The following is a 24705-nucleotide window of genomic DNA, read 5'->3' as shown; positions in this document are numbered from 1 at the left end:
TGTCACAACCATCTCTCCATCTTTTGTTGAGGGTATACACATGAATAAAGTACTGGTAGCCGGTATCCTGGGTCTGATGTTGACCGCTTGCGGTCAGAAAGAAGAGAAGGCTGCCGCACCTGCTGCCACTCCGGCCGCCGAAGTCGCAGCAACCGTAGAACAAGCGGCCAGCGAAGCCACTTCTACCGTTGAAAAAGCCGCTTCCGAAGCGACTGCAACTGTTGAGAAAGCTGCTGACGACGTAGCCACCAAGGTTGAAGCTGCCGTGAGCGATGCCAAGGCCAACTAAGCCAGCACCTCATTCGAAGACGGGCCCGAAGGAAACTTCGGGCCCGTTTTTTTATGGGCCGTTTACGGCGCCGGGTTGATCAATGAGGTGAGGATATGATCCTCCCAGCGGCCATTGATCATCAGATACTCCCTGGCATACCCCTCCCGCTCGAAGCCGAGCCGCTCCAGCAGGGCGCCGCTGCGATGATTGGCCGGCATGTAACAGGCCATGATGCGGTGCAGGCCATGCTCGCGAAACAGGTAATCGATGGCGACGGGCAGCACCTCCTGCATCAGCCCCTGCCCCTGGTGCTGCTGATCGACGGCATAACCCAGGTGGCACGCCTTGAAGATCCCCATCAATATGTTGCTGAAGTTGCAGGTGGCGATCACCCGCTCCCCCGCCGGATCCAGGGCCGCCAGATTGACGCCGGTGCCATGGAAGAACTGGCCATAACTCTCCTGCAACCTGGCGTGCCAGTACGGGAGGGTATAAAAGCGCTCATCCCGCAGTGGCTCCCAGGGGGTGAGGTGGGCGCGATTGCGCCGGTAGAAGTCGAGCATCATGGGGGCCTGATCCGGCGACAGCACCGTCAGGTGGGCTCGGGCCGTCTTGAGATGTGGCAGCACCATCAGGATTCCCTCAACCTCAACCACTCATCACGTAGCAAACTGTAGTGGACGTGATCCACCACCCGGCCGGCCAGCCGTTCGGCGCGCCGGGTGATCCCCTCCTGCTGCATCCCGAGCCGCTCGCAGACGGCCCGGCTTGGCTCGTTGTCAGTAGCGGCACTGATCTCCACCTTCTCCATGCCCATCTCCTCGAAAGCATGATGGATAAGGGCCTGACAGGCCCGGGTGATGATGCCGTTGCCCTGCCAGCGCTCCGCCAGCCAGTAGCCGATGACCACCTTGCCAAGATCCGCGTCTATCTGGTTGTAGCCGATCACCCCGACCACCTCGCCCTGATACTCGATGGCGGTAGTCAGCCCCTCGCCGCGGGCAAACTTCTCGATGGCGTGGCGAATGAAGGTGGCACTGTCGGCGGGGCGCAGGATCAGGGGCGGCCAGGGCAGCCACTGGGAGAGGTATTCCCGGTTGTCGCGGCAGAGGGCAAACAGCTCGCTCGCCATGTCGGGCTGCAAAAAGAGCAGCGCAAGCTCATCGTCTAACTGCCATGAGAACATGGGATTCTCCTTTGAAATCAGTCATCAAATGACAAAACAGCACCAATGTAGCCAATTGCTTCCAGAGGTGCCAACCCTTTTGCAGGGGGTCGCTCACCTTTCACCGCGCCACCGTTTGGCAAGGGCACGAGCTGTCGCCAGCACCGCCTCCTTGGCCGGATTGGGCCGTTTGCCACCGCGCCAGGCCATCATCACGTCCCAGTGCTCCTGAGGCAGATTGCAGACATCCAGTTTGACCAGTCGCCCGACCTCCAGATCCCGCGCGATGGCCAGCTCCGGCATCAGGGTGATAAAGCCGTGCTCCAGCGCCAGATCCCGGGCCGCACTCGCGGGCTGCACCCCGTGCAAGGGGCTGGCGGCACGGCGCAGCCGCCGCAATTGCTGGATAAAGACGTCACAACCTGGCCCCCACACCTGGGGGGCAAGCCGCTGATCGGCGATGTCCTGCAGAGTCAAACCGTGGCACCCCGCCAGCGGATGCAAGGGCGAGGCGATGGCGATGATGGGGGAGCAGCAGAGCAGCTCCATCTGCAGTCCCGCCACCGGCGGACACTTGAGTACGAAACCGATGTCGGTCACCCCGGTCAGCAGCTCCTGCATGATGACGCCGGAATGATCCGTGGTGCAGCGGATCTCGAACGCCTCGTCTACCAGCTCCATCAGGAGCGAGCCAAACACCACCGAAGTAAGGGAAGGCAGGCTGGAGAGACGGATGCAGGGCAGCGCAGGTGCCCCCTGCAGCGCCAGCCGCCCTTCGCTCAGGGTTGTCAGGGCCGAACGGGCCGCAGGCAGGAACTCCTCGCAGGCGCGGGTTGGAGTCACGCCGCGGCGATGACGCTGGAACAGCGGTGCCCCCAGAATCAGTTCCAGATGGGCAATGCGCTGGCTCACCAGAGGTTGCGACCAACCGCGGATAGCCGCCGCCTGACTGAAACTGCCGAGCTCCGCCACATCCAGCAGCAGCTGCAAATCGTCCAGATCCATAGACATAAAAAATCCTGATATGAAATATAGGTAGTTGTCGTCTACCACTATATCTGATGCCCCTCCAGAATGGAGTCATCAATCAATAGAGAGGGCATTATGGTCGAGCGGGCAAGGCATTGGGGGCGCTGGTTTCTGGCGCTGGATACGACGCTGGTTATCCTGGGTTTCTTTGTGGTGATGCCGATGATCAGCCTGCGCTTCGTGGATCAGCTCGGCTGGGCGGCGGGGTTGGTAGGGCTGGCCCTGGGGCTGCGTCAGCTGACCCAGCAGGGGCTGGGGATCTTCGGCGGCTCCCTGGCCGATCGCTTCGGTGCCCGTCCGCTCATCGTCACCGGCATGCTGCTGCGCGCCGTCGGCTTCGCCACCCTTGCCTGGGCCGAGAGCGGCGCCATGCTGATCTTCTCCTGCTTCCTCTCCGGCCTCGGTGGCTGCCTGTTCGATCCACCGCGGGCTGCCCTGGTGATCAAGTTCACCCGCCCGGGCGATCGGGGCCGTTTCATCTCCCTGTTGATGATGCTGGAAAGCGCCGGCGCCGTGACCGGGGCCCTGCTCGGCAGCTGGTTGCTGCGCTTTGATTTCACCTATGTCTGCCTGCTGGGCTCCGGCCTGTTCACCCTGGCGGCCCTGTGCAACTGGCTGCTGTTGCCCCCTTACCGCCTCTCCCTCAAGCCGACCCCGATGCGGCAAGGACTGGGGCAGGTGCTGGCGGATCGCGCCTTCTGCCGGCTGGTGCTGATCCTGAGCGGCTACTACATGCTGTGGGTACAGGTGATGCTGATCTTCCCCATCCTGGTCAAGCAGCTCTCCGGCAGCACCACGGCGGTTGGTTGGATGTACAGCCTGGAGACCGCCCTGTCGCTGGCGCTGCTCTACCCCATCGCCCGTTTCAGCGAGCGGCGCTACAAGCTGGAAAATCGCCTGATGGCCGGCATTCTGCTGATGACAATAGGGATAGGGCTGGTCGCCTTCGTCAACACCCTGTCGGGGCTCTTCGTGCTGCTGGCCTGCTTCTATCTGGGGATCATCATCTGCGAGCCGGCGCGGGAGACCCTGATGACCCGGCTGGCCAACCCCAACGCACGCGGTAGCTACATGGGTTTCAGCAGACTCGGACTCGCCCTGGGGGGCATGACAGGCTACGTGGGGGGAGGCTCCCTCTATGACTATGCCCTGCAGCAGGGGCAACCCGCCCTCCCTTGGCTGGTACTGGGCACGATCGGCGTGGTCACCATGCTGCTGCTGGCTCACTGCTTCGCCCGCCGCCCGGAGCTGAGAAGCCGGGCGGCAGCCTGAACCATTTTCAGGGAAATGAAAAATAAAGTTGCGCACAACAACCAAGTCACTAAATTGGTTGTTGTACACAACAAAAAGGAAACCCTGATATGGATCCCCGCCCCCTGCGCGCCCTCTCTCGCGAGCTGGTCCGCGAACTCGGCATGCTCTCCCAGCAATGCGGCGAGCTGGCCCTCACCCCCATTGAAGCCCACCTGCTGATCGAACTGGAGAGCGGCCCTGCCACCAACCAGCAGTTGGCAGAGAAACTGCGCATCGACAAGTCCAACGCCAGCCGTCCGCTGGCGCGCCTCGCCGAACGGGAGCTCATCAGCTGGCATCCCCATCCCTCCGATGGCCGCAGCAAGGAGGCTCGCCTCACCATCGCCGGTCAAAGCCAGCTACTGGCGCTGCATAGGGAGATGGACTGCGCCATGGAAGAGACCCTGGCCCAGTTGACTCAGGAAGAACGCGAGCGGCTGTGGGAAGGCCTGCGCCTCTATCGCAGCGCCCTCTCCCGTGCCCGCCGCCAGCAGGGCTATCGCATTCGTTCCATCACCCCGGCCGATAACCCTGCCATCGCTGCCGTGGTGCGCGCCGTCTCCGCCGAATACGGCCTCACCGCCGACAAGGGCTATGGAGTCGCCGACCCGAACCTGGATCAGCTCCATGAGACTTATCAGGGCAGGGGTAGCCGCTACTGGGTGATTGAAGGGCCCGACGGCACCATTCTGGGTGGCGGCGGCATAGCCAGGCTGGCGGGAGAAGAGGAGACCTGCGAGCTGCAGAAGATGTACTTCATGCCCGCCCTGCGCGGGCTGGGACTGGGGCGACGGCTGGTGCTGCAGGCGCTGGAGGAGGCACGAACCCTCGGCTACCAGCGCTGTTACCTTGAGACCACAGAGGTACTGCGGGAAGCCACCAGCCTCTACGAGTCACTGGGTTTTGAACACCTGCCCGGCCCGCTCGGTTGCACCGGCCACGATGCCTGCGAGATCTGCATGGTGCTACAGCTCTGAGCAACACGCCGTATCCTGCCCTATATCTACCGCCCTTCTCCCAAGGAGGAAGAGCGGTAGGCAGCAATCAAGTTGAAGATCCGCCTAGCGCCGCACCTAAACCCGCTGGGTATAGTGATCAAAAGCGATGATCTTTTGATATCCCTCTGATTCATAGAGCGATTTCGCTGGGTGATTGGATGTAGCAGTCGCCAGTTTGACTGTCAGTGCATCCGTCTCTCTGGCAAAAACGGCCACCCGTCTTAACAAGGCTCGCGCAACCCCCTGCTGGCGGGCCGACTTGGTGACAAAGAGATCGTTGAGATACCACATTCGCTTCATGGCAACGGATGAAAATGCAGGGTAGAGCTGGACAAACCCCATGGCGTCCCCCGCCTCACTGCGAGCAAGAAAGATAACCGCATCGGCATTGGTTAATCGTTCGGCAATGAAGCTGGTCGCAGCACCACGATCTGGTGCCTGTCCATAAAACTGACGATAAGCATCAAACAGATCGCTGACCTCTTCCAAGTCGTCTGAAGTAGCCTGGATAATAAGCATGCAATGTCCTTATTGCTGTTTCTCTGACATGTGAGCAAAGGCCCATATGGAACAACATGTGAATGCTCGGATCAAGAGGGGAAATAGAACCAGGCGGTGCTGATAAGGCCTTCCTCTACCTCGAAGACCGCCACACTCTCCAGCGGTTCGGGAGAGAGACCGTGGATCCGCTCATGATCAAACACCTTGTTGCCGAGCACCGTCCTCGACAACAGTTCGGCCTTCAGCAGCGGGTTGTTGAAGCGATGCTCTGCATAGAAGGTTCTCAGCGCCTCCTTGCCAACGGTGGAAGGCGATTCTGCCGGCATGCGATAGGCTTTGAACTGCTCGGAAAAGCAAGCCAGGAAGGCCTCGATATCATGGGCATTGTAGGCTTCCAGCTGTGCCTGGACGGGCAGCGAGGCGGACATAGCACTCTCCAATAAATTTAATTTATTCATTTATATTGGTTTTTTACTCAATCGTCGATAACAGACAAATTCCCTTCCCCACGGTTCCCCGTAAAAGCCGATAAAAAAAGACCCCGCCGAAGCGGGGTCTCTTGTCTCGTCAGCCATGCAGGCTTGCGAAGCGGTATCAGTGCTCGCGAGTCTGGCGGAACAGGACGTCCGGGTGACGCTCCTGAGCCAGGCGCAGGTTGACCATGGTCGGCGCGATATAGGTGAGGTTGTCACCGCCATCGAGGGCCAGGTTGATCTCGTTCTTGCGCTTGAACTCCTCGAACTTCTTGGCATCTGTCCCTTCCACCCAGCGGGCGGTGGAGACGTTGACCGCCTCGTACAGGGCCTCGACGTTGTACTCGCTCTTGAGGCGCGACACCACCACGTCGAACTGCAGCACACCGACCGCACCGACGATGAGATCGTTGCTCTGTAGCGGACGGAACACCTGCACCGCCCCCTCTTCGGAGAGCTGTACCAGCCCCTTGAGCAGCTGCTTCTGCTTGAGGGGGTCGCGCAGGCGGATGCGGCGGAACAGTTCCGGCGCGAAGTTCGGGATGCCGGTGAACTTGAGATCCTCACCCTGGGTGAAGGTGTCGCCGATCTGGATGGTGCCGTGGTTGTGCAGACCGATGATGTCACCCGCGAAGGCGTCTTCCGCCTGCTCGCGATCGCCAGCCATGAAGGTCACGGCATCGGAGATGTTCACATCCTTGCCCAGACGCACGTGGTGCATCTTCATGCCCTTGGAGTAGGTGCCGGAGACGATGCGCATAAAGGCGATACGGTCGCGGTGTTTCGGGTCCATGTTCGCCTGGATCTTGAACACGAAGCCGGAGAACTTCTCCTCGGTGGCAGCCACTTCGCGGCTCTCGGCCTTGCGCGGCATGGGGGCCGGCGCCCAGTCGGTCAGGCCGTCCAGCATATGGTCGACACCGAAGTTGCCGAGTGCGGTACCGAAGAAGACCGGGGTCATCTCGCCGGCGATGAAGGCGTCGTGATCGAACTCGGGAGAGGCACCCTGCACCAGCTCCAGCTCATCACGCAGCTGCTGAGCCAGATCTTCACCGATGGCGGCGTCCAGATCCGGGTTGTTCAGCCCCTTGATCACCCGCTTCTCCTGGATGGTGTGGCCCTGACCGCTCTGATACAGATAGGTCTCATCCTTGTAGAGGTGATAGACCCCCTTGAAGGATTTGCCGCAGCTAATGGGCCAGGTGATGGGGGCGCACATGATGTTGAGCTCGCGCTCCACCTCGTCCATCACCTCCATGGGATCGCGCACTTCGCGGTCCAGCTTGTTCATGAAGGTGAGGATGGGAGTATCGCGCAGCCGGGTGACTTCCATCAACTTGCGGGTCCGGTCTTCAACACCCTTGGCGGCATCAATGACCATCAGGCAGCAGTCGACCGCCGTCAGGGTGCGGTAGGTATCTTCGGAGAAGTCCTCGTGACCCGGGGTATCGAGCAGGTTGACCAGGCAGTCGGCATAGGGGAACTGCATCACCGAGGTGGTGATGGAGATACCACGCTGCTTCTCCATCTCCATCCAGTCGGATTTGGCGTGCTGGCCCGAGCCACGGCCCTTGACGGTACCGGCGCGCTGAATGGCCTGTCCGAACAGCAGGACTTTTTCGGTGATGGTGGTTTTACCCGCATCCGGGTGCGAGATAATCGCAAAAGTGCGTCTCTTGGAGACTTCACTCAGAAATTCAGCTGACATAATTCAACGTTCTTCTATTGGGCGGCGGCCTTGGCCACCGTGGGAATAAATCCGGGATGCCGCATTCGACTCACGGCACATCTGTATGCAGCGCATGCCACGCCGGCAGGCATCAGGCCAGCCAGGTGGAAAAAGGGGGGAAAGCGTTGCATTACATGGGTCGTCTCGCCTGAGTCAAAGCAAAATTGCGCGGCATTATACCCGCGCGAGCGAAAAATACCCAGCCTGGCATGGTGGAGAAATCCACAAGGTACACCTCAAGCCTCTTGAGCCAGCACCACCCGGTTGCGCCCGGTCTGCTTGGCCTGGTACATGGCCTCGTCGGCCCGCCGGATCAGGGCACTCAGGGTGTCATCGAGGGAGCCATACTGGGCGCAACCTATGCTGACATGGACAAAACGCCCCTCCGGCATCCCGTCTATACACAGCTGGGAGACCCGTTGGCGGATCCGCTCTGCCACCTCGGCTGCCTCCTCGAGTCTGGTATCGGGCAGCAGCACCAGAAACTCCTCGCCGCCGTTGCGTCCCACCTCGTCCTGCACCCGCAGCTGCTCACCGAGGCAACGAGCCACCGCCTTGAGTACCATGTCCCCCATGTGGTGGCCCAGCTGATCATTGACCTGCTTGAAGTGATCGATATCCAGCAACAAGACGCTCAGGGAAGGACCACCACTTTTTGCCTGATCGAAACAGGCCTGACCCCGCGCCATGATCTGGCGACGATTGTGGAGACCGGTCAGCTCGTCCGTCATGGCCAGCCGCCTCATCTTGCGGCTGCGGTTGAAAAGATAGAGCACCAGCATGCCCATCACCACCAGCAGCAGAGCTACCACGGCGAATTGCCACTGGCGGCGCTCCTGCAGTTGCTTGAGCTTGGCTTCCTGCAACAGCTGTTTGGTCTTGAGGGTCTGGTTTTCCAGCTCCTTGCGGGCCAGATCGAACTCGAAGCGCATCTGCAAGGAGCGCTGCTCCCTGAGCACCAGCTCGGTGGCATGCCGGGTCTGCACATACTGCTTGAGGCTGGCCAGCGCATCGCCGACCCGACCCTGACGCTCGAAGATGCGCGAGCGCAGACCATAGACACGGATCAGAAAACGCTGGTTATTCTCCCTGGCGAAAACGGTCTCCGCCCGCGCCAGATAGTCGAGGGCTCTGGTTTGCTCTCCCGAGGCATCCAGCACCATGGCCATCACCAGTTGCCAGTGCGCCAGGGTCACGCTGTCGCTCCCCTCGCGATCGTGCAGCAGTACTTCGGCCTGTTTCAGCTTGGCTTTGGCCTCGCTCACCTTGTTCTGGTTGAGCAGCATGGTGGCCACCTCGATCTGGCTCCAGGCCAGCAGTCCCTCCTGACGCTGGAACTGATAGTAGCGCTCGGCCTCCTGCATCAGGGGCAGGGCCCGGTCGAACTCGTCCATTTCGGCGTAGAGCAGCGCCTGCTGGGCATGGATATCCACCAGCTGTTCCCGGGCCCCGAGCTGGCGATAGTCCTGCTCCAGTTCCTTGAAATAGTCGTCGGCTCGCTCATAGAGCCCCATGCGCCGATAGGAGTTGGCAATCAGGGTCAATACTTCCCGCCCCTTGTCCTCCATGCCCAGATCTTCATAGCGCTGGTACGCTTCGATAAGCTCCTTCAGCCCCTCGGCCAGCTTGCCCTGATAGGAGTAGAGTTCGCCACGATAACTGAGGACATCGGCCTCTTGCATCCGATCCCCAAGCTCCCGCGCCAACCCCTGTGCCTGCCCAAAATCGGCCAGCGCCAGCTTCATGTTGCCGAGCATCTGCTGGTGAAAGCCGCGACAGACAAGCAGTCCGGTTTCGGTGAGCCGATCCTTGCGCGCCCTGGCGATGGCCAGCTCCTTGTCGGCAAAAGCCACCACGGCGCGATACTCGCTGTCCCGCTCGGCTGGCATGGCCCGACACTGCAGCCGGGCAATCCGGCCCTGCACGTCGGGGGAATAGGCGTCGCGATTGGCCGCCAGGGCGGCGACCCGCAATCGGTAGATGCGATCGGGCAGGCCCCCCTCTTCCAGCGCTTGCAACTCTTTGGATAATTGCGGCTCGCCAAGGGGGCCTCGTGCCGCCCAAGCAGGAGAGCAAGCCAGACACACCCACAGGATCAAGGTCATGCAACGCTTCATGCCGGATCAGGTTCCCCATTCGATAGCACTGATACTCTGATAACTCATCATATCGTTCCTTGTCCGACCTGGCAGCAAACCTTATGCCAAATCCGGTTTTTAGCCCTCCTCACAATGACGAAATCCAGCGCTTTACAGGAGCAGACCCAGCATCGACTATATGTCTTTTTGCAGGGATGTGGCGGGATGACATACGAGGAGTTGCAGGCTGCCTATGCCAGGCTGCAGCTGGAAAACGAGCGGCTAAAGCGCATCGCCGACGATGCCCGCGAAAAACTGGACGCAGCCATGGATGGTACCGGCCTGTGCATCTGGCAAAACCACATCCCCACCGGCAAGCTCATCATCTTCAACCGCCGCTGGGGCGCCATGCTGGGATTTCAGCCCAAGGAGCTGTCTGCCCATTTCGACGTCTGGCGCGAGCATCTGCACCCGGAAGACAGGGAGCGGGTGCTGCAGGCCTTCTTCGACCATCTGAGCGGCAAGAGCCCGTTTTATCAGGTGATGCACCGGATGATCGCCAAGGATGGCAAGACCACCTGGGTGCTGGATCGGGGCCGCGTGGTGGAACGGGATGAACAGGGCAACCCCATCCGGGTGATGGGCACCCACATCGACATCACCCACGAGAAAGAGTACGAACAGCAGCTGGCCCGGCTCGCCCATCGGGATCCCCTCACCGGCCTTGCCAACCGCACCGCCTTGCAGCGCAAGTTCAACCAGGGTTTCAAATCCATCTGCTTCATCGATCTCGATGACTTCAAACAGGTCAATGACAACCTGGGCCACCGGGCCGGAGACGAGCTGCTGGTCGCCCTGACTCAGCGTCTCAGGCAGTGCTGTCCGGAAGAGAGCGAACTGGGACGCCTTGGCGGCGACGAGTTTGTGCTGCTGCTCCCCTGGGAGAGCGAGGATCCCCGTACCCACGAGCTGGCCCAACTCTGCATCGAGCTCATCTCGACCCCCTTCCCCCTCGCCAACGGCGACGGGAATGTGGGTCTAAGCATGGGAATTGCGGCCATCCGGCCCCAGGATGACTTCGGCGCCGCCCTGGCCCGGGCCGATCAGGCCATGTACCAGGTCAAGCGCAGCGGCAAACGGGGCTTTCACATCTCCCGTCCGAGCGGTCAGCCACTGCTGGATCAGGAACAGGTCAACGAACGCGCCTTGAGCCACACTCCGGCTCACTGACGGCGGGATCCCTCAGTGCTGCTGCCAGCGGCGCAGCAGGCGGCCACGCAGGCCGCAATCCAGCAACCAGCTGTTGTCGAATACCCGCAATAGTGCCGGCTTGGCGTGGCGAGACATGGCGACGGCGTGAAAACGGGTCTCGCGATGACGATAGCGATTCATCTGATCGAGCAGGGGATGGGGCAGACTCTGGGCGATAAAGTCGGAAATCACCAGCACATCCGCCTTGGCAAAGGCAGGCTCGTCAAGCTTGATCAACGCCTTCTCGAGACAGGGCACCAGATCGGTACCGCCGTGAAAACTCATGGAGAGGAAGCGCTCCGCCTTGTCCAGCCCGGTGTCAGCGGTGATCTCGAGGGTCGCCACCTCGGTGGAGAAGAGCATCAGATAGCAGCCGCGCTTCTCGTCCATCGCCACCTTGAGCAGCGCCAGAAACAGCGCCTTGGCACACTCCTCTGGATAACCGCCCATGGAGCCCGACGTATCGACGCAGACGATGAAGGGCCCCCGCTGCTGCAGCTGGTGTCCCCCCTGTTCCGGGGTGCGCAACATGATGCGTTGGCGTGGCAGGGTACCCCGTGACTGGTAGCTGAGCAGGCGCCGCTCCAGATAGCGGCGATAGAACTCCAGCTCCAGCTCCGGCAGCCCCAGCATCACCGCCTCGCTCGGCAGCAGCCGCATCAGGTCGCTGGCCTGATGGATCCCCACCAGATCGTCGGGCACATCGTCGCTGGGGGCAGGTTCGAGCTCCAGCATCTGCACCGGCGGCACCGGCTGCTCCTGCGCCTGCCGATCCCGTTCGCTGCGCCCAAGCTGGGCGGCTATCTCAGCCAGCAGGGGTTCCCGCTGCAACATACGGGCATACTGCTTGACCAGCACCAGGCTGCGCTTGTGCCAGCTGCCCTGGGCCAGATCCCACAGACCACCGGCCGAGATCTGGTGGGGATCGAGGGCATCGGCCAGGGTGCGGCTCGCCAGCAGTTGATCCTCGATCTCCTGGCGCTGCTTCTCCCGCTCCGCCTCGGCGATCTGCTGCTGCAGTTGCAGCAAACTGCCCACCAGACTGGCACGCCACTTCTCGACAAACAGCTGGCGCAGGCTCTCGGTCGGATGAGCCACCAGCTGGCGCACCAGGCTGCGGGCTTCGCCGGCGAACGGGCTGTACTGCTCGAGCGCCTCCAGCAGCGCCGGCAAGCGGCCGATAAGCTCAGTCATCGGTAGCTGGCGATGCGCCTGATAGAGCAGGTACTCCTGCTCCAGCGCCACCGGCACCGGCTTGTGGCGGATCTCCTCGCCAAGCTGTTCGCCCCAGCTCTGCAGGCGCTTTTTCAGCAGCTTGCCCTGTAGCGGCGAGCGCTTGATGAACTCGGAGATCTTGGGTGAGGCGGCCAGCAGCAGCGCCACCTCCCCCGCCAGCTCCCCTTCCCCCATCAGGAGCCCCAGATCCAGCATGCCAATTTCCAGCATGGGAACTCCTTAGTCGTCCAGCCTGGGCAACCGCTCGCGCCAGTGCGCCAGCTCGCCGGAGAGTTGCTCGAGATCCCGGTTCAGCACGAAGAAACTGTCCTCCACCTGCTGCAGCCAGCGCTGGCCGATGAAGAGGTGCTGCTGATGGCGCTCGAACAGGCTCCGCTGCTGCTTGAGCGACTGCACCACCTTGGCCACTTCGGCCTGCAACTCATCCAGCTCCTGCAGCCAGGGTTCCAGCACCACCTCGGGGATGGCGTTGCGCTCCATCAGTACCAGCGGGATCTGCTGACGCTGGATATCCAGCACGTGAAGCCGCAGCTCGTCATCAAGCACCAGCTCAAAATGGCCCTCTTTCGGGTTGCCATACTGATAGCCCGCCAGAGCTTCACCGGTCGGGTGCCAGTGGGAAAGCAGGGTGCGATCGAACACCAGAGTCTCGGTCAGACGCTCGGGATCGCCACCATCCAGCGGCGCCGGGGTGAGCAGGTGGAAGTGCACAGCCTTGCCGAAGGGTCTGGCGTTGGCCAGGGGGATCTCGATCCCCCGCGCGCGGCGGCCAAACCACTGCTTGCGCTGGCGCGCCTTGCAGCAGAGACGCTGGGCAACCCGCTGCTTGAGCTGCTTGAACCTGTCCCTCAGGGCCAGCAGCTGACGGGTCATGGCCAGCTGCTGATAGCCGTAGAGGCGGGAAAACTCGGTCATCATCTCCAGCAGGGCGGTGCGGGACTCCTCGTCGTGCCACAGGCAATCCTTGAACAGCAGCAGATCGAGGGGGGCCACCTCGTCGCGGCCGTTGAAGAAGGCGCTCGCCTTGATGAGTCTGACGGCCTTCTTCCAGCGCCGATCCGACACGTAGCAGCGATGGGCCAGCTGGCTGTCGAGCTGCTGGCGCAGCTGATAGATGAGCTCGAAACAGGCTTCCGGCAGGCGCACCTGCTCGATCTGGCTCTGCCACTGCTGGTACTCCTCCCCCTGGATCTGCAAGGCGGCCGGCAAGTTTTGATGGGCGTGACCGTCGCTGGCCAGCATCGCCTGAAAGTTGGCCTTCTCCTGCACCCTGTCCATCCAGATCCGCACCAGCATGCGGTCGTAGAGGGCCTCCAGCCCGCTGTCGGGGGCCGGCAGCTCGTTGGAGGCAGTCACCAGCAACCGCATCGGGATGGGGTACTGACCATCGCCGTTGCGAAACTGCCGCTCGTTGATGGCGGTGAGCAGGGTGTTGAGGATGGCGGGGCCCGCCTTCCAGATCTCGTCGAGGAACACCACCTCGGCCTCCGGCAGGTAGCCATTGGTCAGGCGCAGGTACTTGCCATCCTCCTTCAGGGCCTGGATGGAGAGGGGACCGAATACCTCCTCCGGTGTGCTGAAGCGGGTCATCAGGTATTCAAAGTGGCGGGCCTCGTGAAAGGCCAGCTTGAGCCGGCGGGCGATCAGGCTCTTGGCGATGCCGGGGGGCCCCAGCAGAAACACGCTCTCGCCGCTGAGAGCAGCCAGCAGACCGAGCCGCAGGGCATCCTGGCGTTCATAGAGCCCCTCGCCGAGAGCGGTCAGCAGACGGGGCAGGCGTTCATGGATGGGCATGGACCGCACGGCGGCGTGGGCTTGAGCTGAAAGCGACATAGAGACAATTCCGAAGCTGAGATAATGATGGCGCCAAGGGGTGATATCCGTTTGTTCGCCCTTGGATTTTGTCTTGTTATGATGTTTATTCTGGCCCTGGTTGCTGCAAAATACCCCGTTCTGGCAGGAAAAAACCGCGCGGGCCAAGGCTGTACGCTGCAAAGGGTGCAGCAAAACCCGTTCGAGTGTACCCTGCCCGGCACGATTTTCCCCAACGCAGATCAAGAGTGAGTCGCCCCATGCAAGATCCCGTACGTCAGAGCATGTTGGCCCGCATGGGCATTCAAGGCTGGCAGTTGCGCCGCCCGGCCTTGCTGGGTGGCGCCCCTGAACCAACCAAGCCGCAGCCTGCCAGCGGCGAACAGACCCAAGAGGCTGTCATGCCAGACGGCAAGCTCTGGCTGCTGGCCCCACAGCTGCCCGCTCAGACTCTGCTGGCCGATATCTGCCAGCTGCTCGGCATTACGCCTAAGGAGGTGTCACTGCTTGGGGAGATGCCCGCCGGCGAGCCGCCCCTGCTCTGGTTGACCGAGAGCGATCCCCGCTGGCCCGATGCCCTGATCTGCCCGCTCGCGCCCAACGGGACGCAGAAGCGGGCGCTGTGGCAACAGCTGCGTCAACGACTGGCCGCGACGGCGGCATAAGAGGGCATCTTGTCGCAAGCCGGCCCGGTGATGCCGCTCTTTTTACCTGATTTTACAAAGGCGGCACGCCACCTGGCTCGGCGGATGCCAGTGCGGCTTGTCGCCATTTTTCCCTAGTTTCGGAGTTTCCATGGCTGAGTTTCGTCCCCTGCTCGAGAGCGATTTCGAGCTTGTCTATCCCATTGAGCAGGCCGCCCACAAGGAGCCCTGGAGTCAGGCCAACCTGCTCTCCTGCTTTGGCCCCCGTTATCTCAACGGCCTGATGCTGGTGGATGGCCGCCCGGCCGGTTTCTACATCTCGGATCTGGTGGCCGGCGACAGCTCGCTGATGAACATCTGCGTGCACCCGGATTTTCAGGGCAAGGGGCTGGGCCGGGCGCTGCTGAAGGAGTATCTGGCTCGCAGCAAGGCGAAGGGGGCCGAGGCCTGGTTTCTTGAGGTGCGCGCCAGCAATCTGGCCGCCATCGGCCTCTACGAGAGCGCCGGCTTTGCGGAATATTGCCGCCGGGCCGACTACTACGGCACCGGCAGCGAGCGGGAAGATGCGATCCTGATGTCGCGCCTGTTCGACTTCGGCTGACATCAGGGCTTTGGTGACCTGCCCCGGCATCACTCCAGCGGGGCATTGTCCAGAGCGGGGTCCTGCAGGGCCAGGGTGGTCTCGAGCACGGCCTCGAAGGCCGCCGCCGAGAGCGGCATATAGAAGCCCCGCTGCCAGGTCTTGCCCGGCATCCAGATCTGGTTGATATCCACCACCAGCTTGATGGGCTTCAAGGGTTCACCCGGTCGCTGTACGTAGATGCCGGGCGGCGTCGCCACCCTGGGGAAGCGGCGCAGGATCTGCTCGCTGCCATCCCCGCTCCCCGGATTGAGCCTCACCTTCACCAGTCGCGAGAGGGGGCCCACCATCTCGTCGCTCTGCCAGAAGCGCTGATCCAGCGCCTTGCAGCGGCGACACTTCGGGGTTTCCAGTACATAGAGCAGCGGCTGGCCGGATGACAGCGCCTGGCGCTGCGCGCTCTGATACCCCTCATCCCCCTGATACCAGTCGCTGGCAGCCTTGTCCGCCTCACTGCCCGAGAAGAACCAGGCGCTCCCCCCCGCCGCAATGAGCACCCCGGCGGCCAATCCCCCTTTAAGCCATAAATTCATATTGTTACCTCCCCTGTACACACTTTTTTTATATCGGCTGCCCTGTGCAGAGATAGAGCTATTTGCACTCTTTGTGATCCAGAACAAACAGCGAACACTTGTAAGCCGTAATGGTCGAGTTTAAACTCTAGCCCGATTTTTAGTGCCCTCGCGGGCGTACAACTGTAATTAAAGGATGTTTGATTGATGCCGAAGCTTCATCTGGTTCGACTGATGCGTGAGCGCATTGCCCAGCTTGGCAACAAGGCCGCCCTGCGGGTTCAGCAGGATGGTCAATGGCGTGCCATCGGCTGGCGCACCTTGGGCCAGGCCATGGACTACTGCGCCCAGGCGCTGATCCGCGCCGGCCACCAGCCCACCGAAATGGTCGGCATCTATGCCCGCAACATGCCGGAGTGGACCCAGGCCGATCTCGGCATCCTCGCCGCCCGCGGCGTCAGCGTCCCCATCTATCCCACCAGTACGCTCGATCAGCTGCGCTACATAGTACGCGATGCCAACATCGACCTGCTGTTCGTCGGTGAGCAGCCCCAGTTCGATCAGGCGCTGACCCTGCTGCAGGCCGGCGAGATCCGCCAGATCGTCGCCCTCGATGGCACAGTCGATCTGCGTGGCTGCCCGCAGGCCAGCCACTTCCAGACTTTCCTGGTTTCCGGCAACCATCAGGCCAGCGAACAGGCGCTGCGGGAGCGCGAAAGCCAGTACCGGATGGACGACCTGCTGACCCTGATCTACACCTCCGGCACCACGGGCGAGCCCAAGGGGGTCATGCTCGATTTCGCCAACATCGCCGCCTGCTTCGAGATGCACAACAGCCGCCTCGATCTGAACGAGCAGGATGTATCGCTGTGCATGCTGCCGCTTAGCCATGTATTCGAGCGCGCCTGGACCTATTACGTGCTCTATTGCGGTGCCGAGAACGTCTACATCCGCGACCCGCAGAAGGTGATGGAGGTCATCGGCGAGGTGAAGCCGACCGTGATGTGCGCCGTGCCGCGCCTCTACGAGAAGGCCTACGCCATGATACAGGCCAAAGTCGCCCAGGCGCCGCGCCTGCGCCGCGCCCTGTTTGGCTGGGCCACCCGGGTCGGCAAACAGATGGTCGCCACCCGTCAGCAGGGCAAGTCCGCGTCTCCCTGGCTCTACGCCCAGCTGGCCCTGGCCGAACGCCTGGTATTTCGCAAGCTGCGCGCCCGCTTCGGCGGTCGTACCCGCTTCCTGCCGGTAGCCGGCGCCCGCCTGGCCGATGACGTGAACCTCTTCTTCCAGGCCATGGGGCTCAACCTCAAGTACGGCTACGGCATGACCGAAACCACCGCCACTGTCTGCTGCTACGAGGATAGCCAATTCAAGCTGGGCTCCATCGGTACCGCCCTGAGCGGCATCGAAGTGAAGCTCGGCGAAAACAACGAGCTGCTGGTGCGCTCCCCGACCGTGATGCGCGGCTACTACAACAAACCCGAGGCCACTGCCGAGGTGATGACCGAGGATGGCTTCCTGCGCACCGGCGATGCCGGCGAGCTCGACGGCGAGGGCAACATCTACTTCACCGAACGGCTGAAAGAGCTGATGAAGACCTCCAACGGCAAGTACGTGGCCCCCCAGCTGGTAGAAGGGACCCTCGGCAAGGATCGCTTCATCGAGCAGATCGCCATCGTCGCCGATGCCCGCCACTTCGTCTCGGCGCTGATCGTGCCCTGCTTCGAGTCGCTGGAGGAGTACGCCCGCTCCATCAATCTGCAGTACCAGTGCAAGACCGAGCTGCTGCGCCACTCCAAGGTGGTGACCTTCTTCGAGGAGCGGATCCACGAGCTGCAAAAAGAGCTGGCCAAGTTCGAGCAAGTGAAGAAGTTCACCCTGCTACCGAGCGCCTTCTCCATGGAGCTGGGGGAGCTGACCCCGACCATGAAACTGCGCCGCAAGATCATCGAGGCCAAGTATCAGGACGAGATCGAGGCAATGTACAACCACGTCTGATCCCGCCGCTTCGCACCGACAAAGAGCCGCCCCTCCCCGGGGCGGCTTTTTTGTTGTTCATTCAGCTCCGGTCAGCAACAGGGTCGCACACTGGTACAGATAATCATCATCCCCTCGGGGGTGGTACCTATCGTCCCGATCAACGCCCAATCTCATGACGCTGACCACACTCGACTTGCACGGCAAGAAACACTATTACCTGCTGCTCCATGACCAGCTCGAACTGGATCACTGGTCACTGCAGCAGACCGAGCAGACCCGCCGTCTGGAGCGCATCGCCAGCAGCCAGTTCTGGCTCCATCCCGCCAGCAACAGCCTGTGCAAGATAGTGCCCGACAAGTACCCACGCTGGACCCTCGGCTGGTGGTGCCGGGATCAGCTCAGCAAGCGGTTGATCGGTCATATCGACGCCCTGCGCGAGTGGCAGAGCAATCGCCGCCTGCGCAAGGCCGGGCTCCAGGTTGTCCCCTGCAAGGCCGCCGGTATCGCCCTCAATCCGCTCAACCCCCGCGCCTCATTCCTGGCGGTGCACTACCTGGCGGAGCACAGCTCCGGCGAGCACTACTTCAAACAGGCAGACGAGAGCGATCGCCTGGCCCTGTTGCACCGGCTCGCCAAGGATATCTATCACCTGGCAAAGCACGGCTACTATCACCGGGATCTTCATCTGGGCAACCTGATGCTCTCCCCTTCCGGCAACATCGTCTGGATCGATACCCATGTGCGCCGCCTGCCCAGCAATCTGGAGCGGCTGCGCCAGACGGTGATCGCCTCCCTCGAGCCCGGCAAGCTGTTCGGGCAGTTCTACCGGGATTATCTGCTGACCCAGCTGCGCCGTCTGGCTGGCCTGCCTCAACCAGAATCCATGAAGCCTTAACCCATAAAAAAAGCCGCTCATCGAGCGGCTTCTGGTGTGCCTGATATCAGGCGGCAGTCGTGCTGGCTCCGAAGTAGTCGGCCAGGAAGTCGTCAAACGACTGGCTGTCGCTGCGCTCACGCTCCCGCTGCTTGATCAGGGAGTCCTTCGCCTCGCCGGCGAAATAGGCCTCATCCCAATATTGCAGCTCGGCCGCCAGCAGCTGCTCCCGGTAACGGGTCGCCAGCTTGTCACCGAAGCAGCCGTTATCCTCGCCGCTTGCCAGCAGATCTTTGAGGATGCGGGCCGAGTAGGTCAGCTCGGGATCGAGCAGCTTTTCGCGGTGTTCGGCCAGCGTCTTGCGGTAATGGTGACGGCCGCAGCAGCGATCCAGCAGCTCGGCCACCTGGGCCAACTCGTCAAACAGCTTGAGACCGAACTCCTTGAGACCGATGGGGTTGCCCTGCTCGTCCTCCAGCATCAAGCCGGGGCGACGCCCCTCCAGCACCACCTTGTTCTGGTTGCGGCGATTGCGGGCGATCTCCTCCTCGCCGAGCACGGGAGACGGACGCAACAGGCACCAGACCAGGAACAGATCGAAGAAGCGGATCTGATCGGCCTCGATCCCCAGCGGGGTGAAGGGGTTGACGTCCACGGTACGCAGCTCGATGTACTCGATGCCGCGCTGCTCCAGCGCGTCGGACGGTTTCTCGCCGCTGCGCGGGGTGCGCTTGGGACGGATCGGGGCATACAGCTCGTTTTCCAGCTGCAACACATTGTCGTTGAGCTGGCGGTACTCGCCGTCCACCTTGACCCCGATCTTGGCAAAGTCCGGATCATGGGTGTTGATGGCACGGCGCAGGCTGCTCACATAGGCGGGCAGGCTGTCGTGGCTGATCTTGAGTCCCGCCTGGGCGCTGTTGGTATAGCCGAGATCGGAGAGGCGCAGGGCGGTGGCGTAGGGCAGGTAGAGGGTGCCCTTGCCGGTCTTCTGGAACGGCAGCGCGCTCTTGCGCCCCTTGAGGAAGGATTCGCAGATGGCGGGGGATGCCCCAAACAGATAGGGCACCAGCCAACCGAAACGGTAGACGTTGCGAATAAGCCCCATGTACTTGTCGGAGATGAAGCGCTGGCTGCAACAACCGGCGCACTCCAGCTCCTGCCACTCGCACCAGAAGCTGTCCGGCATGGAGAAGTTGAAGTGGACCCCGGCGATCACCTGCATCAGGCTGCCGTAACGGTTCTTGAGCCCCTGACGGTAGAGGGTCTTCATCCGCCCGATATTGGAGCTGCCGTACTGGGCCAGCCGGATGCTCTCCTCACCACCCACGAAGCAGGGCATGGAGAGAGGCCAAATCCGCTCGTCACCCAGGTGCTGCATCACATGGTGATGAATATCGCCGAGCTGCTCCATCAGGCTGTCGATGGAGTCGGTGGCCGGGGTGATGAACTCCAGCAGGCTCTCGGAGTAGTCGGTAGTGATATTGGGGTGGGTCAGGGCCGACCCCAGCGCCCGCGGATGATCACTCTGGGCGAGCCGGCCTTCCGGCGTGATGCGCAAACATTCACGCTCGAGCCCGCGCCGGATCCCCTTGAGGGCAGTCAGGCGTTCCGGCGCTCCCAGCGCCCCCAGCAACTCGGTGAGCGACAAGCTTGTTGTAGTCATATTCTCGGCTCATGTGAGGCCGCTCCGTCCGGGGCGGCTCTATTGATATGAAGTGCCAGTTACGGCAATTGCAGCGGATAGATGGGAAGATGAAGCTCCTTCAGGGGTTTTTCAAGCTTTTGCTTGTCTCCCACCACCACGATCACCATGTCGGCCGGGTCGAGCCAGCGGGCCGCACTGGCCTTGAGCGTCTCGGGCGACACCGTCTTGATCAGCTTGCTCTGGGCCTGCACATAGTCCGGCTTCAGGTTATACATGATCATCTGCAACAGGAAACCCGCCTTCTGGCCGAGGGTCTCGTAGGAGAGGGCATCCTGCTGGGAGACGGCGCTGCGCATGTAGGCGAGTTCGACCGGTGTCGGCCCGCTCGCCCGGTAGTTGTCCATCTCCTTGAGGAACTGACGGATGGCATCCACGGTCGCATCGCTGCGCACATTGGCGCCGGTGGCGAAGGTGCCCACCTCGCGGTTGGCGGAGAAGCCGGAGCTGGCACCATAGGTGTAACCCTTGTCTTCCCGCAGGTTGAGGTTGATGCGGCTGTTGAAGTTGCCACCCAGGTTGAAGTTCATCAGGTTGGCGGTGAAGTAATCACCCGTGGTGTCGAACGGCAAGGCGCGACGGCCGATGCGGATCACCGACTGGGGCGCCCCCGGCTTGTCCACCAGATAGATGCCGGGCTTGGCCTGCTCGCCCTTGAGCTTGAGACTGCCCAGAGTCGGGGCAGTCCCCTTCCATTCGGTCAGGAAGCCGAGTTGCTCCTCGATCTGCTGGCGACCCACATCACCGGCCACTACCACCTTGGCATTGGTCGGGTTGTAGTAGGTCTGGTAGAAGCGCTTCACGTCCGCCAGGGTCAGCTTGGCCACGTCGCCGATCACACCGTCGGTGGGCTGGCCGAGGCGGTTCTCCTTGCCGTAGACCAGTTCGCGGAACGCCTGGCCCGCCAGCCATTCTGGCTGCTGCTCGCTCTGCTGCATCCCCTGCAGCAGCTGCGCCTTGACACGCTCGAAGTCAGCCTCGCGCATGCCGGGGCGCTCGTACACCTCGCGCACCAGCGCCATGGTCTGGGGCAACTTGTCCGCCAGCGAACTGATGGTGATCAGAGTGTTGTACTGGGCACTGGAGACATTGATGCTGGAGCCAAGCTTTTGCAACTCGTCGCTGAGCTGGGCTTCGGTCAGGCGTACCGACCCCTGCCCCATCATGGCGGCAGTCAGATTGGCAAGTCCGAGCTGCCCCTGCTCTTCGGCGCGGATGCCGCCCGGCAGGGCGATCATGATTGAGACGGCGGGGATCTCGTCGCTCTCGGTGCCGATGATCTCGATGTTCTTGTCCAGCTTGCCGCGCCAGATAGCCGGCACCTTGACGCTCACCGCATCCGCCGCCTTGGGCTGGACGCTGCGATCGAAGCTGTCTTTCACCGGCCGCTCGGCCAGCGCCTTGTCATGCTTGCTGTAATCCGGCAGCTCGCGCTTGGCGGGGGGGAAGTTGGGGGTTGCCGCCTGCCAATCCGTCTTGCCCTTGGGCACCACGCTCAGCACCACCGCAGGTTTGTTCGCGATGAATTTGTCGTAGGCCGCCTTGACTTGCTCGGGCATCACCTTGCCGATGGCATCCAGGGTCTTGAAGACATAGTTGGGATCCTGGGCGAAGACCTGGCCCATGGCGAGCTGGCTCACCTTGCCGGAGACGCTGTCCAGCCCCCAGATGGCGGAGGCGCGGTACTTGTTGATCGCCTTCTCCAGATCGTCGGACTTGAGGCCGCGCTCGGCAAACTCGCCGATCACCTTGTCCACCTCCCCCTTGAGGGTCTTGAGACTGCCATCCACTGCCGGGTTGGGATAGGCGTAGACGGTCAGGGTACAGGCCAGCTCTTCGCAGTAGTGGGAGGCCCCCGCATCGACTGCCTTGCCGGTTTTCACCAATGATTGGTAGAGCATGGAGCTGGCGGAACCGCCGAGCACGTCGGCGAACATGTCGAGCGCCGGCTCCTGGGGATCGCCAAGGGCAATCGTCGGGTAGCTGATGTAGAGCAGCGGCAGATGAACCTTGTCCTCGAGTGTCACATAGCGGGTCTTGGGCAGGGTCACCGGTTTGGGGGTTGGCTCCGCCACCTCGGGGCCGCGCGGGATGGGGCCAAAGTACTTCTCAATCCAGGCGAGCGCCTGCCTGGTATCAAAGTCGCCGCCCAGGGTCAGGGTGGCGTTGTTCGGACCATACCAGCGCAGGAAGAACTGCTTGAGATCGTTCACGTCGACCCGGTCGAGATCCTCCACATAGCCGATGGGCTGCCAGGAGTAGGGATGGGTGCGCGGATAGAGTGCCTCACCTACCTTCTCCCCCACCAGACCATAGGGCTGGTTGTCGACGCGCTGGGCCCGCTCGTTCTTGACGGTGGCGCGCTGGATCTCGAACTTCTTCTGGCTCACCGCATCGAGCAGGAAGCCCATGCGATCCGCTTCCAGCCAGAGCACCTTCTCCAGCTGGTTAGCCGGCACTGTCTCGTAGTAGTTGGTGCGATCCCGGTTGGTGGTGCCGTTCATGTCGCCACCAGCCTCGTTGATGATCCGCATATGCTCCTGATCACCGACGTTTTTCGAGCCCTGGAACATCATGTGTTCGAAGAAGTGGGCGAAGCCGGACTTGCCGACCGTCTCTCGCGACGAACCCACGTGGTAGGTGACGTCGAGGTGCACCAGGGGATCGGATTTGTCGGGAGCCAGGATCACGGTCAGGCCGTTGTCGAGCTTGTACATCTGGTAGGGGATGGCGAGCTTGCCCTCCTCCTTGACCTGTTCCGACACCAGGGTGGGCGCTGCCAGCACCGGCAGAGTGAAGCCCAGCAGCATGCTTAATGGAATGAGTTTGTTCACGGTTACCTCGTGAGTGACAAAAGGGCTAGAAGATCTGCCTGGCCAGCAGAAAAATCAGGGTATAACGCAGCAACTTGCCGAGCCCGATGAGAACGAGAGAGCGCCAGAAAGAGAGACGCAGCCAGCCAGCCAACAGACAGAGTCCATCACCGACCACAGGCGTCCAGGCCAGCAGCAGGCACCAGTGGCCATGTTGTTTGAGCCAACACAGGGCTTTTTGTTCCCCACGGCCTTGAAAATCTTCCGGTTTTTTCTTGAAGGTGGCGAGCCAGCCGAGCCACCAGGTGGTCATGGAGCCCAGGGTATTGCCGAGCGTCGCCCACCCGAGCAGGCTGGCCATGCTCCACTGCCCCTTGGCGGCCATGGCCCCCAGCAGCACTTCCGAGCCACCTGGCAGCAGAGTGGCCGAGGTGAAGGCGCTCAAAAAGAGCCACCCCAGCCCCATCTCAATCAGATCGTTCATGCAGGGTAGTCGTCGGCGGCGGGCATGCGCAATACCAGCTTGCCGCGCACGTGTCCGCCCTCGATGGTTCTGTGGGCCAGCGCCCCTTCGGCCAGGGGGAACTCACCGGCGACAGTGATCTTCACCTCGCCCTGGCGCAGCAACAGCAGCATCTGGGCCAGCTGTTTCTGGTCGGGATGGACCAGCATGCCGAGTACCTCAACTCCGGCCTCGGCCCCCGCATCCTTGATCAGCTGAGCCGTGATGGTCGGCACCGTCACCAGACGCCCGCCCGGCTTGACGCAGGCCAGGGCCACCTTGCCGCTCTCGCCCCCCACCAGATCCAGCACCAGATCGACCTGGCCGCCCGCGGCCACTATCTGTTCGGCCCAGTCGGCATCGTGATAATCCACCAGAGTATTGGCACCCAAACCGTGCAGGAAGCTGTGGTTGTCGCCGCTGGCCGTGGCGACCACCTCGGCACCATAAGCGGCGGCAAACTGCACCGCCAGATGGCCCACACCGCCTGCACCGGCCAGGATCAGCACTCGCTGCCCCGCCTTGAGGGCGCCGTGCTCGAACAATCCCTGCCAGGCGGTGAGCCCTGCCAGCGGTAGTGCCGCCCCCTGTTTGAGGCTGACGCCATCGAGCCTGACCAGCTCCCCTTCACCAGCCACCACGGATTCTGCATAGCCCCCCGCTTGCAGCGGAAAGCCCACCATGCCGCACACCCGATCCCCTTCGACCAGCGAACTGACACCAGGGCCGACCTTCTCGACCACGCCGGCAACGTCATAGCCCGGCGTCCAGGGCAGCTTGTCCTTGTTCTGGGCCGCCGCCCAGCCAAGTCCGGCGCGGGTCTTGGCATCGATGGGGTTGACCCCCGCAAAGCAGATGCGCACCCGCACTTCCCCTTCTGCCGGCACCTTGTCGAGAGAAGGGTTGAGCCTGAGTACCGAGGGGTCACCGAATGCGGTAATCTGTAGTTGCGTCATTGCACAATCCATCCTGTTGATTGATCAAGGGTCAACAGAATAACAGCGAGGACACCATGGCTCGAATGTTTCTTATTCCCCTGTTGCTGGCGCTGGGCTGGTGGGCGTTTCTGCTCTACTTTCGCATCCCGCTCAAGCAGGGGGCCAAGGGGTTTTACTGGATCATCGGTCTGGGTGGCGGGCTGGCGGCATTTCTTGCCCTGATGATGGTGCTGACGCACTAGGGGCAAGAACGAACAAGGG

Annotated in this window: 24 protein-coding genes; 10 read left to right on the top strand and 14 right to left on the bottom strand. The window is 62.1% G+C overall.

Features of this window, described 5'->3' with window-relative positions:
• The first annotated feature begins 40 nt into the window (after positions 1-40).
• Positions 41-289: a hypothetical protein gene (locus tag ACB028_RS10630; RefSeq protein WP_026457957.1), complete on the top strand. Its 249-nt coding sequence runs from the start codon at positions 41-43 to the stop codon at positions 287-289.
• A 62-nt stretch (positions 290-351) separates the two neighbouring features.
• Here ACB028_RS10630 and rimJ read toward each other — a convergent pair whose 3' ends face one another.
• The 3 genes from rimJ to ACB028_RS10615 all read right to left on the bottom strand — a co-directional run bounded on the left by rimJ (position 352) and on the right by ACB028_RS10615 (position 2447).
• A complete protein-coding gene (gene rimJ / locus ACB028_RS10625) occupies positions 352-903 on the bottom strand; it encodes a ribosomal protein S5-alanine N-acetyltransferase (protein ID WP_216993700.1) in 552 nt (183 codons plus the stop codon).
• The gene (locus ACB028_RS10620; RefSeq protein WP_061476192.1) at positions 903-1457 is read right to left on the bottom strand and encodes a GNAT family N-acetyltransferase; all 555 of its coding nucleotides are present in this window, start codon (positions 1455-1457) and stop codon (positions 903-905) included. Before ACB028_RS10620 ends, rimJ begins: the two co-directional genes overlap by 1 nt.
• Before the next feature lie 93 nt (positions 1458-1550).
• On the bottom strand, positions 1551-2447 hold the full coding sequence (locus ACB028_RS10615; protein WP_371144238.1) for a LysR family transcriptional regulator: 897 nt from the start codon (positions 2445-2447) through the stop codon (positions 1551-1553).
• 93 nt (positions 2448-2540) lie between these two features.
• Between ACB028_RS10615 and mdtH the strand changes: the two genes are divergently transcribed.
• Positions 2541-3737 carry a multidrug efflux MFS transporter MdtH gene (gene mdtH / locus ACB028_RS10610; protein WP_371144237.1) on the top strand — a complete coding sequence of 399 codons (1197 nt, stop codon included), beginning with the start codon at positions 2541-2543 and terminating at the stop codon, positions 3735-3737.
• An 89-nt stretch (positions 3738-3826) separates the two neighbouring features.
• Positions 3827-4735 carry a bifunctional helix-turn-helix transcriptional regulator/GNAT family N-acetyltransferase gene (locus ACB028_RS10605; protein WP_342013199.1) on the top strand — a complete coding sequence of 303 codons (909 nt, stop codon included), beginning with the start codon at positions 3827-3829 and terminating at the stop codon, positions 4733-4735.
• A 96-nt stretch (positions 4736-4831) separates the two neighbouring features.
• Here ACB028_RS10605 and ACB028_RS10600 read toward each other — a convergent pair whose 3' ends face one another.
• The 4 genes from ACB028_RS10600 to ACB028_RS10585 all read right to left on the bottom strand — a co-directional run bounded on the left by ACB028_RS10600 (position 4832) and on the right by ACB028_RS10585 (position 9564).
• Positions 4832-5275, bottom strand: coding sequence for an N-acetyltransferase (locus ACB028_RS10600; protein ID WP_026457743.1), 444 nt, complete (start codon positions 5273-5275; stop codon positions 4832-4834).
• A 71-nt stretch (positions 5276-5346) separates the two neighbouring features.
• Positions 5347-5685 carry a nuclear transport factor 2 family protein gene (locus tag ACB028_RS10595; RefSeq protein ID WP_371144236.1) on the bottom strand — a complete coding sequence of 113 codons (339 nt, stop codon included), beginning with the start codon at positions 5683-5685 and terminating at the stop codon, positions 5347-5349.
• A gap of 166 nt (positions 5686-5851) precedes the next feature.
• Positions 5852-7441 (bottom strand): peptide chain release factor 3, encoded by a 1590-nt coding sequence (gene prfC / locus ACB028_RS10590; protein ID WP_371144307.1) that lies wholly within the window; start codon positions 7439-7441, stop codon positions 5852-5854.
• 254 nt (positions 7442-7695) lie between these two features.
• On the bottom strand, positions 7696-9564 hold the full coding sequence (locus ACB028_RS10585) for a diguanylate cyclase (RefSeq protein ID WP_371144235.1): 1869 nt from the start codon (positions 9562-9564) through the stop codon (positions 7696-7698).
• Positions 9565-9762: 198 nt separating this feature from the next.
• Here ACB028_RS10585 and ACB028_RS10580 point away from each other — a divergent pair, with 198 nt between their 5' ends.
• Complete coding sequence (locus ACB028_RS10580; RefSeq protein ID WP_342017720.1) at positions 9763-10767, top strand: diguanylate cyclase domain-containing protein; 1005 nt, start codon at positions 9763-9765, stop codon at positions 10765-10767.
• A 12-nt stretch (positions 10768-10779) separates the two neighbouring features.
• Here the strand turns inward: ACB028_RS10580 and viaA are convergent, their stop codons facing one another.
• The gene (gene viaA, locus ACB028_RS10575; RefSeq protein WP_371144234.1) at positions 10780-12234 is read right to left on the bottom strand and encodes an ATPase RavA stimulator ViaA; all 1455 of its coding nucleotides are present in this window, start codon (positions 12232-12234) and stop codon (positions 10780-10782) included.
• A 9-nt stretch (positions 12235-12243) separates the two neighbouring features.
• Positions 12244-13857: an ATPase RavA domain-containing protein gene (locus ACB028_RS10570; RefSeq protein ID WP_371144233.1), complete on the bottom strand. Its 1614-nt coding sequence runs from the start codon at positions 13855-13857 to the stop codon at positions 12244-12246.
• A 78-nt stretch (positions 13858-13935) separates the two neighbouring features.
• Between ACB028_RS10570 and ACB028_RS10565 the strand changes: the two genes are divergently transcribed.
• From ACB028_RS10565 to rimI, 3 genes are all read left to right on the top strand, one after another.
• Positions 13936-14088 (top strand): hypothetical protein, encoded by a 153-nt coding sequence (locus tag ACB028_RS10565; protein WP_156130393.1) that lies wholly within the window; start codon positions 13936-13938, stop codon positions 14086-14088.
• 8 nt (positions 14089-14096) lie between these two features.
• Complete coding sequence (locus ACB028_RS10560; RefSeq protein WP_371144232.1) at positions 14097-14501, top strand: DNA polymerase III subunit psi; 405 nt, start codon at positions 14097-14099, stop codon at positions 14499-14501.
• Between the two features lie 130 nt (positions 14502-14631).
• Positions 14632-15081: a ribosomal protein S18-alanine N-acetyltransferase gene (gene rimI, locus ACB028_RS10555; protein ID WP_026456903.1), complete on the top strand. Its 450-nt coding sequence runs from the start codon at positions 14632-14634 to the stop codon at positions 15079-15081.
• Between the two features lie 29 nt (positions 15082-15110).
• On the opposite strand, the gene ACB028_RS10550 is transcribed toward rimI, so the two are convergent.
• Positions 15111-15653, bottom strand: coding sequence for a thioredoxin family protein (locus ACB028_RS10550; protein ID WP_342010547.1), 543 nt, complete (start codon positions 15651-15653; stop codon positions 15111-15113).
• A gap of 186 nt (positions 15654-15839) precedes the next feature.
• Between ACB028_RS10550 and ACB028_RS10545 the strand changes: the two genes are divergently transcribed.
• Together ACB028_RS10545 and ACB028_RS10540 are read left to right on the top strand one after the other, a co-directional pair.
• Positions 15840-17630 (top strand): long-chain fatty acid--CoA ligase, encoded by a 1791-nt coding sequence (locus ACB028_RS10545; RefSeq protein ID WP_371144231.1) that lies wholly within the window; start codon positions 15840-15842, stop codon positions 17628-17630.
• Positions 17631-17784: 154 nt separating this feature from the next.
• Positions 17785-18507 (top strand): lipopolysaccharide kinase InaA family protein, encoded by a 723-nt coding sequence (locus tag ACB028_RS10540; RefSeq protein ID WP_371144230.1) that lies wholly within the window; start codon positions 17785-17787, stop codon positions 18505-18507.
• Between the two features lie 46 nt (positions 18508-18553).
• Here ACB028_RS10540 and gshA read toward each other — a convergent pair whose 3' ends face one another.
• From gshA to ACB028_RS10520, 4 genes are read right to left on the bottom strand one after another with little or no spacing between them, the layout of a single operon-like run.
• Positions 18554-20152 carry a glutamate--cysteine ligase gene (gene gshA / locus ACB028_RS10535; protein ID WP_225634039.1) on the bottom strand — a complete coding sequence of 533 codons (1599 nt, stop codon included), beginning with the start codon at positions 20150-20152 and terminating at the stop codon, positions 18554-18556.
• A gap of 59 nt (positions 20153-20211) precedes the next feature.
• Positions 20212-23025 carry a M16 family metallopeptidase gene (locus tag ACB028_RS10530; protein ID WP_371144229.1) on the bottom strand — a complete coding sequence of 938 codons (2814 nt, stop codon included), beginning with the start codon at positions 23023-23025 and terminating at the stop codon, positions 20212-20214.
• A 25-nt stretch (positions 23026-23050) separates the two neighbouring features.
• The gene (locus ACB028_RS10525; RefSeq protein ID WP_201979518.1) at positions 23051-23488 is read right to left on the bottom strand and encodes a YqaA family protein; all 438 of its coding nucleotides are present in this window, start codon (positions 23486-23488) and stop codon (positions 23051-23053) included.
• A complete protein-coding gene (locus ACB028_RS10520) occupies positions 23485-24462 on the bottom strand; it encodes an NADP-dependent oxidoreductase (RefSeq protein WP_371144228.1) in 978 nt (325 codons plus the stop codon). Before ACB028_RS10520 ends, ACB028_RS10525 begins: the two co-directional genes overlap by 4 nt.
• Positions 24463-24518: 56 nt before the next feature.
• Between ACB028_RS10520 and ACB028_RS10515 the strand changes: the two genes are divergently transcribed.
• Positions 24519-24686, top strand: a complete 168-nt coding sequence (locus ACB028_RS10515) for a hypothetical protein (RefSeq protein WP_167335326.1) — start codon at positions 24519-24521, stop codon at positions 24684-24686.
• Positions 24687-24705: the final 19 nt, after the last annotated feature.

The organism is Aeromonas sp. S9(2024), from assembly GCF_041403185.1.
Classification (GTDB): domain Bacteria; phylum Pseudomonadota; class Gammaproteobacteria; order Enterobacterales; family Aeromonadaceae; genus Aeromonas; species Aeromonas enteropelogenes.
The sequence above is the reverse complement of the archived record's forward strand: the minus strand, read 5'-3'. Positions and strand labels throughout refer to the sequence as shown.

What these genes read in the sequence shown, in the direction of transcription:
- ACB028_RS10630 (WP_026457957.1), top strand. Translation starts at nt 41, where the DNA reads ATGAATAAAGTACTGGTAGCCGGTATCCTGGGTCTGATGTTGACCGCT.
- rimJ (WP_216993700.1), bottom strand. Translation starts at nt 903, where the DNA reads ATGGTGCTGCCACATCTCAAGACGGCCCGAGCCCACCTGACGGTGCTG.
- ACB028_RS10620 (WP_061476192.1), bottom strand. Translation starts at nt 1,457, where the DNA reads ATGTTCTCATGGCAGTTAGACGATGAGCTTGCGCTGCTCTTTTTGCAG.
- ACB028_RS10615 (WP_371144238.1), bottom strand. Translation starts at nt 2,447, where the DNA reads ATGTCTATGGATCTGGACGATTTGCAGCTGCTGCTGGATGTGGCGGAG.
- mdtH (WP_371144237.1), top strand. Translation starts at nt 2,541, where the DNA reads ATGGTCGAGCGGGCAAGGCATTGGGGGCGCTGGTTTCTGGCGCTGGAT.
- ACB028_RS10605 (WP_342013199.1), top strand. Translation starts at nt 3,827, where the DNA reads ATGGATCCCCGCCCCCTGCGCGCCCTCTCTCGCGAGCTGGTCCGCGAA.
- ACB028_RS10600 (WP_026457743.1), bottom strand. Translation starts at nt 5,275, where the DNA reads ATGCTTATTATCCAGGCTACTTCAGACGACTTGGAAGAGGTCAGCGAT.
- ACB028_RS10595 (WP_371144236.1), bottom strand. Translation starts at nt 5,685, where the DNA reads ATGTCCGCCTCGCTGCCCGTCCAGGCACAGCTGGAAGCCTACAATGCC.
- ACB028_RS10585 (WP_371144235.1), bottom strand. Translation starts at nt 9,564, where the DNA reads ATGACCTTGATCCTGTGGGTGTGTCTGGCTTGCTCTCCTGCTTGGGCG.
- ACB028_RS10580 (WP_342017720.1), top strand. Translation starts at nt 9,763, where the DNA reads ATGACATACGAGGAGTTGCAGGCTGCCTATGCCAGGCTGCAGCTGGAA.
- viaA (WP_371144234.1), bottom strand. Translation starts at nt 12,234, where the DNA reads ATGCTGGAAATTGGCATGCTGGATCTGGGGCTCCTGATGGGGGAAGGG.
- ACB028_RS10570 (WP_371144233.1), bottom strand. Translation starts at nt 13,857, where the DNA reads ATGTCGCTTTCAGCTCAAGCCCACGCCGCCGTGCGGTCCATGCCCATC.
- ACB028_RS10565 (WP_156130393.1), top strand. Translation starts at nt 13,936, where the DNA reads ATGATGTTTATTCTGGCCCTGGTTGCTGCAAAATACCCCGTTCTGGCA.
- ACB028_RS10560 (WP_371144232.1), top strand. Translation starts at nt 14,097, where the DNA reads ATGCAAGATCCCGTACGTCAGAGCATGTTGGCCCGCATGGGCATTCAA.
- rimI (WP_026456903.1), top strand. Translation starts at nt 14,632, where the DNA reads ATGGCTGAGTTTCGTCCCCTGCTCGAGAGCGATTTCGAGCTTGTCTAT.
- ACB028_RS10550 (WP_342010547.1), bottom strand. Translation starts at nt 15,653, where the DNA reads ATGAATTTATGGCTTAAAGGGGGATTGGCCGCCGGGGTGCTCATTGCG.
- ACB028_RS10545 (WP_371144231.1), top strand. Translation starts at nt 15,840, where the DNA reads ATGCCGAAGCTTCATCTGGTTCGACTGATGCGTGAGCGCATTGCCCAG.
- ACB028_RS10540 (WP_371144230.1), top strand. Translation starts at nt 17,785, where the DNA reads ATGACGCTGACCACACTCGACTTGCACGGCAAGAAACACTATTACCTG.
- gshA (WP_225634039.1), bottom strand. Translation starts at nt 20,152, where the DNA reads ATGACTACAACAAGCTTGTCGCTCACCGAGTTGCTGGGGGCGCTGGGA.
- ACB028_RS10525 (WP_201979518.1), bottom strand. Translation starts at nt 23,488, where the DNA reads ATGAACGATCTGATTGAGATGGGGCTGGGGTGGCTCTTTTTGAGCGCC.
- ACB028_RS10520 (WP_371144228.1), bottom strand. Translation starts at nt 24,462, where the DNA reads ATGACGCAACTACAGATTACCGCATTCGGTGACCCCTCGGTACTCAGG.
- ACB028_RS10515 (WP_167335326.1), top strand. Translation starts at nt 24,519, where the DNA reads ATGGCTCGAATGTTTCTTATTCCCCTGTTGCTGGCGCTGGGCTGGTGG.